We start from the raw sequence: 16169 nt of genomic DNA, 5'->3' as shown, positions 1-16169 counted from the left end.
ATTTCCGCAAAACATCTGTCTTATATAAGACATATGATACCGTTTGACTTTGAGCCGGACGGCTCCTACACTCCGGGTCGAGCAAGGGTTCGCGGGTGCAAAAGCGCGTCCCCGGCTACGTGCCACGGCCGTCTCCAGGTTCACCGCGTCTGCCATCGCGAGTCCTCCGCCCTGCTTCAATGCAACACTCAGCACAACGCGCATAGAATGGCGTTTTCGCGAGTGTCCAACGCTTCACCCGTCCTGGAGATTTTCAATGGCTAAGCCCGCAAAGCGCGTTGCCGTCACCGGCGCCGCAGGTCAAATCGCTTACTCCCTGCTGTTCCGCATCGCGAACGGCGACCTGCTCGGCAAGGACCAGCCGGTCATCCTGCAACTGCTCGACCTCCCGCAAGCCCAAGGCGCCGTCAAAGGCGTCGTGATGGAACTCGACGATTGCGCGTTCCCGCTGCTGTCGGGCGTCGTGATCACCGATGATCCGAAGGTCGCATTCAAGGATGCCGACGTCGCACTGCTGGTCGGCGCACGTCCGCGCTCGAAGGGCATGGAGCGCAAGGACCTGCTGTCGGCAAACGCCGAAATCTTCACGGTTCAGGGCGCTGCACTGAACGAAGTCGCGAGCCGCGACGTGAAGGTGCTGGTCGTCGGCAACCCGGCGAACACGAACGCCTACATCGCGATGAAGTCGGCACCGGATCTGCCGAAGAAGAACTTCACGGCCATGCTGCGCCTCGACCACAACCGCGCGCTGTCGCAGCTCGCGGCGAAGTCGGGCAAGCCGGTCGCATCGATCGAGAAGCTCGCCGTGTGGGGCAACCACTCGCCGACGATGTACCCCGACTTCCGCTTCGCGACCGCCGAAGGCGAATCGCTGCTGAAGCTGATCAACGACGACGTGTGGAACCGCGACACGTTCATCCCGACCGTCGGCAAGCGCGGCGCGGCGATCATCGAAGCGCGCGGCCTGTCGTCGGCAGCGTCGGCAGCAAACGCAGCGATCGACCACGTGCGTGACTGGGTCCTCGGCACGAACGGCAAGTGGGTCACGATGGGCATCCCGTCGGACGGCTCGTACGGCATCCCCGAAGACATCATCTACGGCGTGCCGGTCACCTGCGAAAACGGTGAATACAAGCGCGTCGAAGGCCTGGAAATCGACGCGTTCTCGCGCGAGAAGATGGACGGCACGCTGGCCGAGCTGCTCGAAGAGCGCGATGGCGTCGCCCACCTGCTGAAGAACTAAGCATCAAGCACCTCGCCGGGCGGCCCTCGGGCAGCCCGGTTTCGGCCCGGGCCGGCATGCCGCCGGCCCGGCCGACCGATCCGATCCGCGCACGTTTTGCCGCCCCGCGCTTGCCGCACACAGGCCCAGAACGCGTCCGAATCCGATTTTCTCCACGTTGACCCGCTTCCCTGACGTAGACGAGATGGCCGCGCTCACTCCCGCACAAGTGCTGTACGACGGGGCGTCCCCGCCCGCGATCCTGCCCTGCTGTGATCATTACGCGGGCAGCGAAAAGCTGATGCGCAAGTCGCTCGCGCTGCAGGCCGAGCTGGGCCCCGTGTTCGACATCACGCTCGACTGCGAAGACGGCGCCGCCGTCGGCCAGGAAGCCGCGCACGCGGCGCTCGTCACCGACATCCTCGGCAGCGACGAGAACCGCTTCGGCCGCGTCGGCGTCCGCATCCACGACTTTTCCCACCCGCACTGGCGCGACGACGTACGCATCGTGCTGCGTGCGGCGCGCGCCCCCGCCTACATCACGCTCCCGAAGATCGCGATTGCCGCCGACGCAGCCGAAATGACCGCGTTCATCGAAGGCACGCGCCGCGAGCTCGGCATCGCGCAGCCGATTCCCGTCGACGTGCTGATCGAGACGCACGGCGCGCTCGCGCAGGCGGCCGCCCTCGCCGCGCTGCCGACGGTCGGCACGCTGAGCTTCGGCCTGATGGATTTCGTCTCCGCGCACCATGGCGCGATTCCCGATTCCGCGATGCGCTCGCCCGGCCAGTTCGAGCACCCGCTCGTGCGCCGCGCGAAGCTGGAAATCGCCGCGGCCTGCCACGCGCACGGCAAGACGCCGTCGCACAACGTGACGACCGAGGTGCGCGACATGAGCGTCGTCGCCGCCGATGCACGCCGCGCGCGCGACGAATTCGCGTTCACGCGGATGTGGAGCATCCACCCCGCGCAGATCCGCCCGATCGTCGACGCATTCGCGCCGCGCACCGACGAGGTCGCGCTGGCCGCCGAGATCCTGCTGGCCGCGCAGGCCGCCGACTGGGGCCCGACGCGCCACGGTGATACGCTGCACGATCGCGCGAGTTACCGGTATTACTGGTCGGTGCTGCGCCGCGCGCGGGCCACCGGCCAGCCCGTGCCGGCCGAGGGCGCGCCGCTGTTCGGCCCGGCCGCCGAGGGCAGCGCGGCGTAAGCCGCGCGCCGCCGGCCGATACACGAGTTTCATGCATTCGACGAGGCGCGAACCGGATAGAGGTTTGCGAAACGACAAAAAACGTAACGGAGCCCGAAAACCTGATATACACGCGGCCAAATAGGTGAAAATAGCGGCCGCTGCGCGCTTTCGGGGCGCGTGCAGTTTCAAACCGGCCGGCGGCGCAGACTGCCGGCCCTTGTCAACTGATTATCGAAAGGTTCTGACTCCATGAAGAAACTCCTGATCGCTACCGCCATCGGCGCCTTGTCCGCCACGATGCTGGTGTCGGCTCCGAGCGCGTTTGCCCAGGGTACGACCACGACGACCGCGAAGAAGGCAACGGCCAAGCGCCCGGCGCCGGCCAAGCGCATCATCCCGCGCAGCAAGAAGGCACAGGCACGTGCCGCAGCCAAGGTTGACACGGTGCCGGACGGCGCAGTCAAGTGGTCCTGCAAGGAAGGTCTGTCGTTCGACCTCGCCGGTGACATGAAGCGCGACCAGGTCGTCACGGTTCACTGGGCGAAGAAGAACTACAAGCTGCCGCGTCAGGCCACGACGACGGGCGCCGACACGTTCTACGATCCGGCCGCAGGCTTCAAGCTGGTCGTGATCCCGACCAAGGCGATGCTGTTCTCCGACGCGAACGGCGGCGAACGCCTCGCGGACGAATGCGTGACGCCGGAAATGGCGCAAGGCACGCCGGCACCGACGCAGTCGAACGAGCTGAAGCCGGCAACGAACTAAGCGCGTTCCCATCGGCCCCTCGATGTCCGCCCCGGTCTCCAACGTCCGCCCTGCTCCGGATACGGTACTCGTCGATATCGTCGACTACGTGCTGAATGCCGGCATCGACAGCGCGCTCGCGCTGGAGACGGCGCGTCATTGCCTGATCGACACGCTCGGCTGCGGACTCGAGGCGCTGTCCTACCCTGCCTGCACCAAGCTGCTCGGCCCTGTCGTGCCCGGCACGATCGTGCCGAACGGCGCGAAGGTGCCCGGCACGTCCTTCCAGCTCGATCCCGTCCAGGCCGCCTTCGGCATCGGCGCGATGATCCGCTGGCTGGACTTCAACGACACCTGGCTCGCCGCCGAATGGGGTCATCCGTCCGACAACCTCGGCGGGATCCTGGCGACGGCCGACTGGCTTTCCCGCACGGCCGTCGCGGCCGGCCGGAAGCCGCTCACGATGCGCGACGTGCTGGTCGCGATGATCCAGGCCCACGAGATCCAGGGCTGCCTCGCACTCGAGAATTCGTTCAATGCGGTCGGGCTCGACCACGTGCTGCTCGTGAAGGTCGCGTCGACGGCCGTCGTCGGCCGGCTGCTCGGGCTCACGCGCGACGAGCTGATCAACGCGGTGTCCAACGCGTTCGTCGACGGCCACGCGCTGCGCACCTACCGCCACGCGCCGAACACGGGCTCGCGCAAGTCATGGGCGGCCGGCGACGCAACCTCCCGCGCGGTGCGCCTCGCGCTGATCGCGAAAACGGGTGAAATGGGCTACCCGTCGGCGCTCACCGCCAAGACCTGGGGCTTCTACGACGTGCTGTTCGACGGCAAACCGTTCCGCTTCCAGCGCCCGTACGGCACGTACGTGATGGAAAACGTGCTGTTCAAGATCGCGTTCCCCGCCGAATTCCACGCGCAGACGGCCGCCGAGGCCGCGCTACAGCTGCACGCGCAGCTCGCTGCCGCGGGCCGCACGACCGACGACATCAGCCGGATCACGATCCGCACGCACGCGGCCGCGATCCGCATCATCGACAAGCAGGGCCCGCTCGCCAATCCGGCCGACCGCGACCACTGCATCCAGTACATGGTCGCCGTGCCGCTGCTGTACGGCCGGCTGACCGCGGCCGACTACGAAGATTCGGCCGCCGCCGATCCCCGCATCGACGCGCTGCGCGCGAAGACCGTGTGCGTCGAGGATCCGCAGTTCACGAAGGATTACCACGACCCGGACAAGCGCTCGATCGCGAATGCACTGACGATCGAGTTCACGGACGGGTCGAAGCTTGCCGAGGTGGCGGTCGAATACCCGCTCGGCCACCGGCGGCGCCGGGCCGAAGGCGTCCCGCTCCTGGTCGAGAAGTTCCGGACCAACCTTGCCCGCCGCTTCCCGGCAAAGCAGCAACAAGCGATTCTCGACGTGTCGCTGGACCAGGCAAAGCTCGAAGCGATGCCGGTCGATGAGTACGTCGATCTGTACGTGATATAGCCGTCATTTACAGGACACGTAGTTTCCTAGCCTTAAACCCAGGAAAATCACCATGGCCCACAATCTCCACAAGACCCTCAAGGAATTCGACAGCGGTTCCGGCAAAGGCAAGTTCTACTCGCTGCCGCAGCTGGGCAAGGAACTGAAGACGAAGATCGAACGCCTGCCGGTGTCGATCCGTATCGTGCTCGAGTCCGTGCTGCGCAACTACGACGGCAAGAAAATCACCGAAGAGCACATCGCGCAGCTCGCGAACTGGAAGCCGACCGAGAAGCGCGTCGACGAGATTCCGTTCGTGGTGTCGCGCGTCGTGCTGCAGGACTTCACGGGCGTGCCGCTGCTCGCCGACATCGCGGCCATGCGCGGCGTCGCGGAGCGTACCGGCAAGAACCCGAAGAAGATCGAGCCGCTGGTCCCGGTCGATCTCGTCGTCGATCACTCGGTGCAGATCGACTACTTCCGCCAGAAGGACGCGCTCGACCTGAACATGAAACTGGAATTCCAGCGCAACAACGAGCGCTACCAGTTCATGAAGTGGGGCATGCAGGCATTCGACACGTTCAAGGTCGTGCCGCCGGGCGTCGGCATCGTCCACCAGGTGAACCTCGAATACCTCGCGCGCGGCGTCCACAAGAAGACGGACGGCGGCGACACCGTGTACTACCCGGACACCCTCGTCGGCACCGACAGCCACACGACGATGATCAACGGCATCGGCGTGGTCGGCTGGGGCGTGGGCGGCATCGAGGCCGAAGCCGGCATGCTCGGCCAGCCGGTGTACTTCCTGACGCCGGACGTCGTCGGCGTCGAGCTGAAGGGCAAGCTGATCGAAGGCGTGACGGCCACCGACCTGGTGCTGACCATCACCGAAATGCTGCGCAAGGAGAAGGTCGTCGGCAAGTTCGTCGAATTCTTCGGCGAAGGCACGAAGTCGCTGTCGCTGCCGGACCGCGCGACGATCGGCAACATGGCGCCGGAATACGGCGCGACGATGGGCTTCTTCCCGGTCGACGAAAAGACGATCGAGTACTTCGAAGGCACGGGCCGCACGAAGGCGGAAATCGCCGCGTTCGAAAACTACTTCAAGGCGCAGAAGCTGTTCGGCATCCCGAAGGCCGGCGACATCGACTACACGAAGGTCGTGACGCTGGATCTGGCAACGGTCGCGCCGTCGCTGGCCGGCCCGAAGCGCCCGCAGGACCGCATCGAGATCGGCAACGTCAAGTCGACGTTCACCGACCTGTTCTCGAAGCCGGTCGCGGAAAACGGCTTCGCGAAGAAGGCCGAAGATCTGGCCACGCAATACACGACGAGCAACGGCGTCGACGTGAAGAACGGCGACGTGCTGATCGCCGCGATCACGTCGTGCACGAACACGTCGAACCCGAGCGTGCTGCTGGCCGCCGGCCTGCTCGCGAAGAAGGCGGTCGAGGCCGGCCTCACGGTCGATCCGAAGATCAAGACCTCGCTCGCGCCGGGATCGCGCATCGTCACCGAGTACCTGACGAAGACGGGCCTGCTGCCCTACCTGTCGAAGCTCGGCTTCGAAGTCGCGGCCTACGGCTGCACGACCTGTATCGGCAACGCGGGCGACCTGACGCCGGAGTTGAACGAAGCGATCACGAAGAACGACATCGTCGCGGCAGCCGTGCTGTCGGGCAACCGTAACTTCGAAGCGCGCATCCACCCGAACATCCGCGCGAACTTCCTCGCGTCGCCGCCGCTGGTCGTCGCCTACGCGATCGCCGGCAACATCACGCGCGACCTGATGACGGAACCGGTCGGCAAGGGCAAGGGCGGCCGCGACATCTACCTCGGCGACATCTGGCCGACGAGCGAAGAAATCCACGCGCTGCTCAAGTTCGCGCTCGACCCGAAGAAGTTCGAGGACAACTACTCGAAGCTGACCAAGAAGGGCGACCTCTGGAGCAAGATCGAGGGCGAATCGGGCCAGGTCTACGACTGGCCGAAGTCGACGTACATCGCCGAGCCGCCGTTCTTCGGCAACGACTTCTCGATGGAACCGGCTGCGTCGATCCCGACGGTCAAGGGCGCGCGCGCACTCGGCATCTTCGGTGACTCGGTCACGACCGACCACATCAGCCCGGCAGGCTCGATCAAGGAAGACTCGCCGGCAGGCAAGTGGCTGAAGGAAAACGGCGTGCAGAAGGCCGACTTCAACAGCTACGGCTCGCGCCGCGGCAACCACGACGTGATGATGCGCGGCACGTTCGCGAACGTCCGGATCAAGAACCTGATGATCCCGGCGAAGGCAGACGGCACGCGCGTCGAAGGCGGCCTGACGATCCACCAGCCGAGCGGCGAACAGCAATCGATCTACGATGCAGCAATGCAGTACGTTGCCGCCGGCACGCCGACCGTCGTGTTCGCGGGCGAAGAGTACGGCACGGGCTCGTCGCGCGACTGGGCCGCGAAGGGCACGCAACTGCTCGGCGTGAAGGCCGTGATCGCACGCAGCTTCGAGCGCATCCACCGCTCGAACCTGGTCGGCATGGGCGTGCTGCCGCTGCAGTTCAAGGGCGCGGACAGCGTCCAGTCGCTCGGCATCACCGGTGAAGAGACGTACGACATCGAAGGCCTCGGCGACGACTTCAAGCCGCAGCAGGACGTCACGCTCGTGATCCATCGCAAGAACGGTGAAACGCAGCGCGTGCCGGTGCTGCTGCGCATCGATACGCCGATCGAAGTCGACTACTACAAGCACGGCGGGATCCTGCCGTTCGTGCTGCGCTCGCTGCTCGCAGCGTAAGCGCCCTGCACCTTGCAGGTGCCGCAGCCGCCTCGCGGGCGGTTGCGGCCGATTTGGATGCCCGACCTCGTGTCGGGCTTTTTTTGCCTGCGCGCTACGCTGCGTGACCGGTCGTGCAGCGCGTCATGCCGCCTTGTCGGCCCGCGCCTTCGTGCCTGTGCCCGCTCGCCGGGTGTTCTTCTTCAGATGCGTGCGGTTGTAGTCGATCGCCGCGCGCACCAGATTCTTCAGTGCCCGCTTGTCGAGCTTGTCGCCTTCGAAGAAATCGATCGCGCGCCGCGCATTGCCGTCGAGGCCGTCGTTAAAGAGCTTGTCGGGATCGGGCAGCTGCGCGCCGTGCATGAAGGTCAGCTTCACCTTGCCCTTGTGCGCATTCGCCACCGCGATCATCCCGTCGCACGACCATACGGGGCTGCCCATCCATTTCCATTCCTCGACGATGCCCGCCTGCGCGTCGAGGATCGTCTGGCGCAGGTCGGCGAAGGTCTTGCCGCGCCAGTCGGCGATGCCGGCGATCAGCGCGTCGATACGCTCCGACGGCGTGAGATCCGTTGTGCTCATGCGCGCGCCTCCGTGCCTTCGTCGGGGCGCGCCAGCACCTGTTCGAGCGAGTCGAAGAACCGGACCCAGCCGTGCTGCGCACCGCGGTACGCCTGCTCCTGGTCGGTACGGAAGCCGACCTGCTCCATCCGCAGGTGCGTGCCGTGCGGCGTCGGCGTGAGCGTCCACGTGACGACGCTTTCGAGGCCGTACGCGGCCCACGTATAGGACAACGCATGCGGCGGCTCGATCGTCAGGACCGTGCAGTCGACCGAGCCCCAGTCGGCGCGGAAGCTGAAGGCGCGGCCCGCGACGGGCTCGAAGTCGCTCTTCATCAGCCACGCCTCGATCAGGTGCGGTTGCGTGAGGGCGCGCCAGATCTTCTCCGGCGGATGAGGCAGCTCCCGGTCGACGACGACGGAGCGCGTTTCGGTGGTGGCCTGGTTCATTACTGGTCCATCCTTTTCAGAAGATCTTCGAGGGCATCGAACCGGGTCTGCCAGAAGCCCGCCATCTGGCTCGTCCAGTCGATCAACGGGGCCAGCGCTTGAGGCTGCGCGCTGTAGTGCGTCTGCCGGCCTTCGTGACGGTCGCTCACGAGCCCGGCCTGCTTCAGGACGCCCAGATGCTTCGAGACGGCCGGCTGCGAGACGCCCGCATGGGCCGTCAATGCGGCAACCGTCAGCTCGCCGTCCGCGCACAGCCGCTCGAAGAGCGCGCGGCGCGTGGGATCGGCAAGTGTCCTGAAAAGCATGTCGTGTGCGTTCTGCATGTCCAAATCCATAACCCGATGGTTATGGATTGAAGCATATCCGCTGATCGACGCACGTCAAGGCGGAATTTCGCGAACGACGCCGCGCGATCTTGCGCGGGCCCGCTGTCCGCCGCGCCGGGGTGTGGACGTCCCCGGATTCGAACCTTTCCTCTAATCCGCAATCGCCGCATGCGATCCGAAAGTCGCCTGCAAGACTGCCGGAAGCACCGTTCCACAGTTCGGGAAACGTTTGCGATCGACCGGCCCCTTTCTTGTGCACGCGCGAATCCGTTCCTGCCGTGTCGCTTCGTTTGACCACATAGTGCGACGCGGCACGCGGCAACGACCGGTCGCGCGCGATGCGTTCACGCGGCGATCCGCTCCGCGATCGCGCACGTTCCGGCGTCGCGACGAGCGACTCGTGCGTGCGAGCGTCGCGCATTGCCGCGCCGTCGTATCGCGAACCGGTTCCGCTCGCCGTTGCCGCCATCGCTTGCGCGCATGACACAGCGCATGCGTGCACCCGCGCTGATGTCAGAACTGACAGCTATGGAAAATGGCAGCTACCTGAACGGCAGCGACGCCCTACGCTCGTCACCGCTCGCGACCCCACAAGGGTCGAGGGCTCCAGCAACGTCGTCTCTCCTAAAAAGGACTCCCGATGAAAAGGAACGCCTGGTTTGCCCTGCCCCTGCCGTCGCCCCGCCGCCTTGCGTGCGTGGCACCGCTCGTGTTCGCCGCCGCTGCGGCGCATGCGGCGACGGACTGGGTCGACACCCATACGAAGGCCTTTCTGACCGGCACGCAGTTGATGGCGCGCAGCGCGGCGCCGTCGCTCGAACTCGCGGCCGGCGAAACGACCGACGTCGTCGTCAGCCTGAAACTGCGCAATGCCGCGCAGCTCAAGCAACTGTCGCGCGACGTGAACCGGCCGGGCAGCGCGCATTACCGCCAGTACCTTACGCATGAACAGTTCCTCGCCAACTACGCGCCGACCGAAGCGCAGGTGAAGTCGGTCGTCGACTATCTGCACAAGAGTGGCTTCGTGAACGTCGAGGTCGCACCGAACCGGCTGCTGGTATCCGCACGCGGCACGGCCGGGACCGTGAAGACCGCATTCAACACGTCGCTCGTGCACTTCGACTACGCGGGTCACTCGGGCTTCGCGAACACGTCGACTGCGCAGGTGCCGCGCGCGCTCGGCGACGTCGTCGGCTCGGTGCTCGGGCTGCAGAGCGTCGCACACGCGCGGCCGCTGCTGCACATCGGCAACGTGTCGAAGCCGCAGGCGCTCGCGGCCGGCACGGCGACCGGCCACTATCCGAAGGAATTCCCGGGCCTCTACAACGCGACCGGCGTGCCGACTGCGGCCGGCGTGACCGTCGGCATCATCACGATCGGCGGCGTGTCGCAGACGCTGCAGGACCTGAAGCAGTTCACGTCGAGCAACGGTTACGGCACGGTCTCCACGCAGACCGTCAAGACGAACGGTACGGGCGGCAGCTACACCGACGACCAGGACGGCCAGGGCGAGTGGGATCTCGACAGCCAGTCGATCGTCGGCTCGGCCGGCGGCCAGGTCGGCAAGCTCGTGTTCTACATGGCGGACCTGAACGCCACCGGCAACACGGGCCTCACGCAGGCGTTCAACCGCGCGGTGTCGGACAACACCGCGAAGGTGATCAACGTATCGCTCGGCTGGTGCGAGACAGACGCGAGCGCGGACGGCACGCTCGACGCCGAGGAACAGATCTTCACGACCGCCGCGGCGCAAGGCCAGACGTTCTCCGTTTCGTCGGGCGACGAAGGCGTGTACGAGTGCAACAACCGCGGCTATCCGGACGGCTCGAACTACACGGTGTCGTGGCCGGCATCGTCGCCGCACGTGCTCGCGATCGGCGGCACGACGCTCTACACGACGTCGTCGGGCGCCTTCTCGAACGAGACGGTGTGGAACGAAGGGCTCGACGCCAACGGCAAGCTGTGGGCAACGGGCGGCGGCGTCAGCACGATCCTGCCCGCGCCGTCGTGGCAGTCGGGCAGCAACCGCCAGTTGCCGGACGTCTCGTTCGACGCCGCGCAAAGCACGGGTGCTTACATCTACAACTACGGCCAGTTGCAGCAGATCGGCGGCACAAGCCTCGCCGCACCGATCTTCACCGGCCTCTGGGCGCGCCTGCTCGCAGCGAACGGCACGGGCCTAGGCTTCCCGGCCGGCAAGTTCTACGCCGACATTCCGTCGAACCCGTCGCTCGTGCGCTACGACGTGGTGTCGGGGAACAACGGCTATCAGGGGTATGGCTACAACGCAGGCACCGGCTGGGATTACACGACCGGCTTCGGCAGCCTGAACATCGCGAACCTCAACCAGCTGATCAAGTCGGGCGGGTTCTAAGCGAAGCGTGAAGGCCGGCGCGTGGCGGTGGTGGCCGCGCGCCGGCTCGAAAATTTCCCGCGATCGTCGTTCGGTAATCGGCCTGCGCCGCAACCGCGCGCCACCCTACTCCGTCGCCCGCTCGCTTACGCGCTCCGGCGCGGCCGCCACACCGGCCCGATGCGACGGCGCAAAGAGCCGCAATCCGCTCGCGACGCTCGCGGCCCCGGCGAAGCCCGCGCCGAGCATCAGCGCGAGCGTCGGCCCATGGCGTCCCGCGATCCCGAACGACAGCGCGACGAGCGCCGCGCCCGTCGCCTGCCCGATCAGCCGCGCGGTCGCGATGATCCCGCTCGCGCCGCCGCTGCGCTCGGGCGGCGCACTCGACATCAGCGCTTTCAGGTTCGGCGACTGGAAGAAGCCGAAGCCCGCGCCGCACAGCATCATCCGCCAGCCGATGTCGATGACGCTGGGCGCCGCCGGCAACACGGCGAGCGACACCATGCCCGCGCTCAGCAAGGCCAGACCGATCGCGCCGAGCAGGCCCGGCGGATAGCGATCCGACAAGCGCCCCGCGATCGGCGCGGCGAGCGCGACGATGACCGACCACGGCGTCATCAGGAACCCCGTCTCGACCGCGTTGCGATGCAGGACGGTTTCGAAATAGAACGGCAGCGACACGAACGCGAGCCCCTGCGCAGCGAACGCGCACACCGCGGTCAGCGCGGACAGCGTGAACACCGGCCGGCGAAACAGGTCGACCGGCAGCATCGGCGCCGGGTGCCCGGCCTGGCGGCGGATCAGCAGCCAGCCGAAGGTGAGCGCGACCGCCGCCGCCGCGAACACGATGGAAAGCGGCCCGCGCTGCGCGAATTCGCCGAGCGCGAAGATCAGCGATGCGAACGTGATCACGTTGAACAACGCGGCGACCGGATCGAACGCATGCTTGCCGCGCGCCGTCTGCGGCAGCGACGGAATCGCCACGGCAAGGGCGAACACGCCGAGCGGCACGTTCACCGCGAACAGCCACGGCCATGCGGCGACCGACAGGATCAGCGACGCGATGGTCGGCCCCACCGCGAACGACACGCCGACCACGAGCGCGTTGAAGCCGACGCCGCGCCCGAGCCGGTGCGCGGGAAACAGGCCGCGGATCAGCGCGACATTCACGCTCATGATCGCGCTCGCGCCGAAGCCCTGCACGATCCGCGCGGCCGTCAGCATCGGCAACGTCGACGCGAGCGAGCAGCCGAGCGACGCAACCGTGAACACCGCGAGCCCGGCGATATACACGCGCTTGTGGCCGACGATGTCGCCGAGCGACGCGAACGGCAGCAGCGTCGCGACCATCGCGAGCTGGTAGGCGTTGATGATCCATACGGACGCGGCCGGCGATGCATGCAGGTCGGCGGCGATCGCGGGCAGCGCGGTGTTCGCGATCGCGGTGTCGAGCGTCGCGAGCGCGACGGCCAGCAGCACGGCGGACATCGCACGCCAGTTGACGGCCGGCTCATGCGCGCCGGCGGGGGAAGCGAATTCGGACAAGATGAGGCTCGGCTGACGAGCGACGCGTTGCGCCGCGTCGCGGATTGGACTCGCGGCGGCGTTCCGGACGCACCGCACGGAACGCGCGCCGCCGCGCCCCGTATTGTTGCAGAGCCCCATCGAACGTGCAGGCGGCCGCCTCGTCAGTCAGCGAAATGAAAGCAAATGCGTTGCCGTGCAGGATGCGCGGCAACGCAGGCGCGGCAGGCAGGCTCGCCGCGTCAGGTCACCGCGCGCCGCGCATTGCGACCGCGCAGCCATTCGAGCGCCAGCAGCAGGCTCGTCGAGAAGATGATCAGGATCGTTGCGAGCGCAGCGATCGTCGGGCTGATGTTCTCGCGGATGCCCGTGAACATCTGGCGCGGCAGCGTCGTCTGGTCCGCGCCCGCGAGGAACAGCGTGACGACGACTTCGTCGAACGACGTCGCGAACGCGAACAGCGCGCCGGACATCACACCCGGTGCGATCACCGGCAGCGTCACGCGGAAGAACGTCGACACCGGATTCGCGCCGAGCGACAGGCTCGCGCGCACGAGGTTCTGGTTGAAGCCCTGCAGGGTTGCCGCAACCGTCGTCACGACGAACGGCACGCCGAGCGCCGCGTGCGCGGCGATCAGCCCCGTGTAGGTGTTCGCGAGCCCGAGCGGCGCGAAGAACAGGTACATGCCGACACCGACCACGACGACCGGCACGATCATCGGCGACAGCAGCACGGCCATCAGCAGCGCCTTGCCGCGGAAGTCGGCCTTCGTGAGACCGATCGCGGCAAGCGTGCCGAGCACCGTCGCGACGACGGTCGCCGACGGCGCGACGATGAAGCTGTTCTTCGCGGCCATCCGCCACTCGTCCGATGCGATCAGGTTCTCGTACCAGCGCGTCGAGAAGCCCGGGATCGGATAGACGAGGAACGTGCTCGACGAAAACGACAGCGGCACGATCGCGAGCACCGGCAGGATCAGGTACAGCAGCGTCAGCACGACGAGCACGCGCAATGCGACGTACCACGCGCGCTCGACGAACGACATGTGCGGCGCGAACAGCGGCCTGGCGAGTTTCATGGTCCGAATCCCCTTCCCGTTTCGTGGTGCGCGGCGCTCAACCGAGGCTCACGTTGGTGCGCGTGAAGCGCCCGTACACCGCGTACAGCACGAGCGTTGCTGCAAGCAGCAGCCCGCCGAGCGCGCACGCCATGCCCCAGTTGATCGTCACGTTCGTGAAGTACGCGACGTAATAACTGACCATCTGGTCGTTCGGTCCGCCGAGCAGCGCGGGCGTGATGTAGTAGCCGATCGCGAGAATGAACACGAGCAATGCGCCCGCGCCGACGCCCGGGTAGGTCTGCGGCACGTACACGCGCCAGAACGCGGCGAACGGATGGCTGCCGAGCGAGACGGCCGCGCGCTGGTAGGTCGGCGGGATCGACTTCATCACGCTGTAGAGCGGCAGGATCATGAACGGCAGCAGGATGTGCGTCATCGAGATGTACACGCCGATGCGGTTGAACAACAGCGTCAGCGGATGCGAGATCAGCCCGCTGCCGATCAGCGCCGTATTGATGAGCCCTTCGCTCTGCAGCAGCACGATCCACGCGGCGACGCGCACGAGCACCGACGTCCAGAACGGAATCAGCACGAGGATCATCACGAGGTTGGCACGACGCTCCGACAGCGTCGAGATCCAGTATGCGAGCGGATAGCCGAGCAGCAGCGCGAACAGCGTGACGGCGACGCCGATCACGAACGTGCGGCCGAAGATCGCGAGATAGATCGACTGGTCGGGGTCGGCCTGCACGATGTGGCCGAAGCCGTCCTGCTTGTGGTCGAGTGCGGCGAGCAGGTAGAACGGCGAATACGCACTGCCGTTCTTCGCGATCGCCTGCCAGTATGCGGCATCGCCCCAGCGCGAATCGAGTTCGACCAGCTTGTCGCGCGTCTGCGCGGGTGTCAGTGCCGCGTCGTTGTCGCCCTTCAGCGGCATCGCACGCGCCGTCTTCGCGACGAGCGAGCGATAGCCTGGAATCTCGGTGTTCAGCCGTCGCGCGAGCGCACCCATCGCCTCGCTGTCGGCCACCTTCGTCATGTCGGCCGCGAGTGCGACATACGCGGCGTCGGCCGGCGGCGCCTTGCGGTCCCAGCCCGACAGCGCCCTGACCGTGTTCGGCAGCGCTGCGGCGATCTCGGGGTTCTGCACCGCGCGCGTGAGCAGCGTGCCGATCGGCACGACGAAAATCAGCAACAGGAAAATCGCGAGCGGCGCGACCAGCAGCAGTGCCATCGTGCGCTTGCGGGCCTCGGCGGCCTTCAGCTCGCGCTTGAGCGCGGCGTTCGACGGCGAGGAAGGCGCGATCGTCATCGTATTCAACGGTTCTCTCCGGCCGGGCACGATCCGGCGGAAGGCCGCGCGACACGATCGACGCGTCGCGCGGCCGGTTGCATCACGACACCCGTGAGGATGCCTGACCGGTTACTTCGTTGCCCACGCGGCGAAGCGCTGTTCGAGCTCGTCGCTGTGGTCGGTCCAGAAGCCGATGTCCTCCAGTACCGCGTTCTTGCCGTTGGCCGGCGAGTTCGGCAGGTTCGCGAGCGTCTTCGCGTCGAGCGACTTGATCGCCGCGACGTTCGCCGGGCCGTACGCGATGTGCTGCGCATATGCCTGCTGCGGCTTCGGCGTCAGCGTGTACGCGATGTACTGCTCCGCCAGCGCCTTGTTCGGCGAACCCTTCGGAATCGCCCAGTAGTCGAGGTCGTAGATGCTGCCGTTCCACACGACCTTCAGGTTCTTGCCTTCCTTCTGCGCGGCGTCGATGCGGCCGTTGTACGCGGTCGACATCACGACGTCGCCGGCGACGAGGAACTGCGGCGGCTGCGCACCCGCTTCCCACCACTGGATGTACGGCTTCAGTTCGTCGAGCTTCTTGAACGCGCGATCCTGGCCGGCCTTCGTGCCGAGCACCTTGTAGACGTCCTTCGTCGCGACGCCGTCGGCCATCAGCGCGAATTCGAGGTTATAGCGCGCGCCCTTGCGCATCCCGCGCTTGCCAGGGAATTTCTTCACGTTCCAGAAATCGGCCCAGCCGGTCGGCGCCGATTTCAGCTTGTCCGCGTTGTACGACAGCGCCGTCGACCACACGAAGAAGCCGACGCCGCACACCTGCGGCGATTCCGGAATCAGGTCGGATTTCTTCGCGATCTTCGACCAGTCGAGCTTCTCGTACAGCCCTTCGTCGCAGCCGCGGTTCAGGTCGCCCGATTCGACTTCGACCACGTCCCAGTTGACGTGCTTCGCCTCGACCATCGCCTTCACTTTCGCCTGCTCGCCGTTGTATTCGACGGCCGTGACCTTGTTGCCGGTCGCCTTCTCGAACGGCTGGTTGAACGCGGCCTTCTGTGCGTCGCCGTTCGCGCCGCCGAAGTTGACGACCGTGAGTTCGGCAGCCGATGCCGATGCGCCGACGACGGCGAGCGCCAATGCCAGCGCGGTGCGCCGTGCGGTAATGCGTGCTCGGTTCATGGTGGTTCCTCTCCTCTCGT

Annotated in this window: 13 protein-coding genes; 6 read left to right on the top strand and 7 right to left on the bottom strand. The window is 66.5% G+C overall.

Annotated elements, in window-relative coordinates; all coding sequences use genetic code 11:
* Positions 1–256: 256 nt before the first annotated feature.
* From F3J15_RS10260 to acnA, 5 genes are all read left to right on the top strand, one after another.
* Positions 257–1243 carry a malate dehydrogenase gene (locus F3J15_RS10260; protein ID WP_069251130.1) on the top strand — a complete coding sequence of 329 codons (987 nt, stop codon included), beginning with the start codon at positions 257–259 and terminating at the stop codon, positions 1241–1243.
* A 184-nt stretch (positions 1244–1427) separates the two neighbouring features.
* Positions 1428–2435 carry an aldolase/citrate lyase family protein gene (locus F3J15_RS10255; protein WP_166890591.1) on the top strand — a complete coding sequence of 336 codons (1008 nt, stop codon included), beginning with the start codon at positions 1428–1430 and terminating at the stop codon, positions 2433–2435.
* A gap of 231 nt (positions 2436–2666) precedes the next feature.
* Positions 2667–3182, top strand: coding sequence for a hypothetical protein (locus F3J15_RS10250; protein WP_069251128.1), 516 nt, complete (start codon positions 2667–2669; stop codon positions 3180–3182).
* Positions 3183–3204: 22 nt separating this feature from the next.
* Positions 3205–4656 carry a bifunctional 2-methylcitrate dehydratase/aconitate hydratase gene (locus tag F3J15_RS10245; protein WP_089447382.1) on the top strand — a complete coding sequence of 484 codons (1452 nt, stop codon included), beginning with the start codon at positions 3205–3207 and terminating at the stop codon, positions 4654–4656.
* Positions 4657–4708: 52 nt separating this feature from the next.
* Entirely contained in the window at positions 4709–7426 is a 2718-nt protein-coding gene (acnA, locus tag F3J15_RS10240) for an aconitate hydratase AcnA (protein WP_089447381.1), read from the top strand.
* A gap of 123 nt (positions 7427–7549) precedes the next feature.
* On the opposite strand, the gene F3J15_RS10235 is transcribed toward acnA, so the two are convergent.
* Genes F3J15_RS10235 through F3J15_RS10225 form a run of 3 tightly spaced genes read right to left on the bottom strand, consistent with a single transcriptional unit; the run spans position 7550 to position 8738 of the window.
* The gene (locus F3J15_RS10235; RefSeq protein ID WP_089447380.1) at positions 7550–7987 is read right to left on the bottom strand and encodes a DUF1801 domain-containing protein; all 438 of its coding nucleotides are present in this window, start codon (positions 7985–7987) and stop codon (positions 7550–7552) included.
* Positions 7984–8415 (bottom strand): SRPBCC domain-containing protein, encoded by a 432-nt coding sequence (locus F3J15_RS10230; RefSeq protein WP_089447379.1) that lies wholly within the window; start codon positions 8413–8415, stop codon positions 7984–7986. Before F3J15_RS10230 ends, F3J15_RS10235 begins: the two co-directional genes overlap by 4 nt.
* On the bottom strand, positions 8415–8738 hold the full coding sequence (locus F3J15_RS10225; RefSeq protein ID WP_069252885.1) for a metalloregulator ArsR/SmtB family transcription factor: 324 nt from the start codon (positions 8736–8738) through the stop codon (positions 8415–8417). The genes F3J15_RS10230 and F3J15_RS10225 overlap by 1 nt, the downstream gene beginning before the upstream one ends.
* A 643-nt stretch (positions 8739–9381) precedes the next feature.
* Between F3J15_RS10225 and F3J15_RS10220 the strand changes: the two genes are divergently transcribed.
* Complete coding sequence (locus F3J15_RS10220; protein ID WP_166890454.1) at positions 9382–11115, top strand: S53 family peptidase; 1734 nt, start codon at positions 9382–9384, stop codon at positions 11113–11115.
* 105 nt (positions 11116–11220) lie between these two features.
* Here F3J15_RS10220 and F3J15_RS10215 read toward each other — a convergent pair whose 3' ends face one another.
* The 4 genes from F3J15_RS10215 to F3J15_RS10200 all read right to left on the bottom strand — a co-directional run bounded on the left by F3J15_RS10215 (position 11221) and on the right by F3J15_RS10200 (position 16149).
* Positions 11221–12639: an MFS transporter gene (locus tag F3J15_RS10215; RefSeq protein ID WP_166890451.1), complete on the bottom strand. Its 1419-nt coding sequence runs from the start codon at positions 12637–12639 to the stop codon at positions 11221–11223.
* Positions 12640–12860: 221 nt separating this feature from the next.
* On the bottom strand, positions 12861–13697 hold the full coding sequence (locus F3J15_RS10210) for an ABC transporter permease (protein WP_069251120.1): 837 nt from the start codon (positions 13695–13697) through the stop codon (positions 12861–12863).
* A 37-nt stretch (positions 13698–13734) separates the two neighbouring features.
* Entirely contained in the window at positions 13735–14991 is a 1257-nt protein-coding gene (locus F3J15_RS10205; protein WP_069252883.1) for an ABC transporter permease, read from the bottom strand.
* 111 nt (positions 14992–15102) lie between these two features.
* Entirely contained in the window at positions 15103–16149 is a 1047-nt protein-coding gene (locus tag F3J15_RS10200) for an ABC transporter substrate-binding protein (RefSeq protein ID WP_069251119.1), read from the bottom strand.
* Positions 16150–16169 lie beyond the last annotated feature (20 nt).

Source organism: Burkholderia sp. Ap-955 (assembly GCF_011753045.1).
GTDB classification, from domain to species: domain Bacteria; phylum Pseudomonadota; class Gammaproteobacteria; order Burkholderiales; family Burkholderiaceae; genus Burkholderia; species Burkholderia lata_D.
Note: the sequence above shows the minus strand (reverse complement) of the source record. Positions and strands in the feature narration are given on the sequence as shown.

Bases quoted from the DNA above. Each gene is read 5' to 3' on its own strand.
- F3J15_RS10260 (WP_069251130.1), top strand. From the start codon at position 257: ATGGCTAAGCCCGCAAAGCGCGTTGCCGTCACCGGCGCCGCAGGTCAA.
- F3J15_RS10255 (WP_166890591.1), top strand. From the start codon at position 1,428: ATGGCCGCGCTCACTCCCGCACAAGTGCTGTACGACGGGGCGTCCCCG.
- F3J15_RS10250 (WP_069251128.1), top strand. From the start codon at position 2,667: ATGAAGAAACTCCTGATCGCTACCGCCATCGGCGCCTTGTCCGCCACG.
- F3J15_RS10245 (WP_089447382.1), top strand. From the start codon at position 3,205: ATGTCCGCCCCGGTCTCCAACGTCCGCCCTGCTCCGGATACGGTACTC.
- acnA (WP_089447381.1), top strand. From the start codon at position 4,709: ATGGCCCACAATCTCCACAAGACCCTCAAGGAATTCGACAGCGGTTCC.
- F3J15_RS10235 (WP_089447380.1), bottom strand. From the start codon at position 7,987: ATGAGCACAACGGATCTCACGCCGTCGGAGCGTATCGACGCGCTGATC.
- F3J15_RS10230 (WP_089447379.1), bottom strand. From the start codon at position 8,415: ATGAACCAGGCCACCACCGAAACGCGCTCCGTCGTCGTCGACCGGGAG.
- F3J15_RS10225 (WP_069252885.1), bottom strand. From the start codon at position 8,738: ATGCAGAACGCACACGACATGCTTTTCAGGACACTTGCCGATCCCACG.
- F3J15_RS10220 (WP_166890454.1), top strand. From the start codon at position 9,382: ATGAAAAGGAACGCCTGGTTTGCCCTGCCCCTGCCGTCGCCCCGCCGC.
- F3J15_RS10210 (WP_069251120.1), bottom strand. From the start codon at position 13,697: ATGAAACTCGCCAGGCCGCTGTTCGCGCCGCACATGTCGTTCGTCGAG.
- F3J15_RS10205 (WP_069252883.1), bottom strand. From the start codon at position 14,991: ATGACGATCGCGCCTTCCTCGCCGTCGAACGCCGCGCTCAAGCGCGAG.
- F3J15_RS10200 (WP_069251119.1), bottom strand. From the start codon at position 16,149: ATGAACCGAGCACGCATTACCGCACGGCGCACCGCGCTGGCATTGGCG.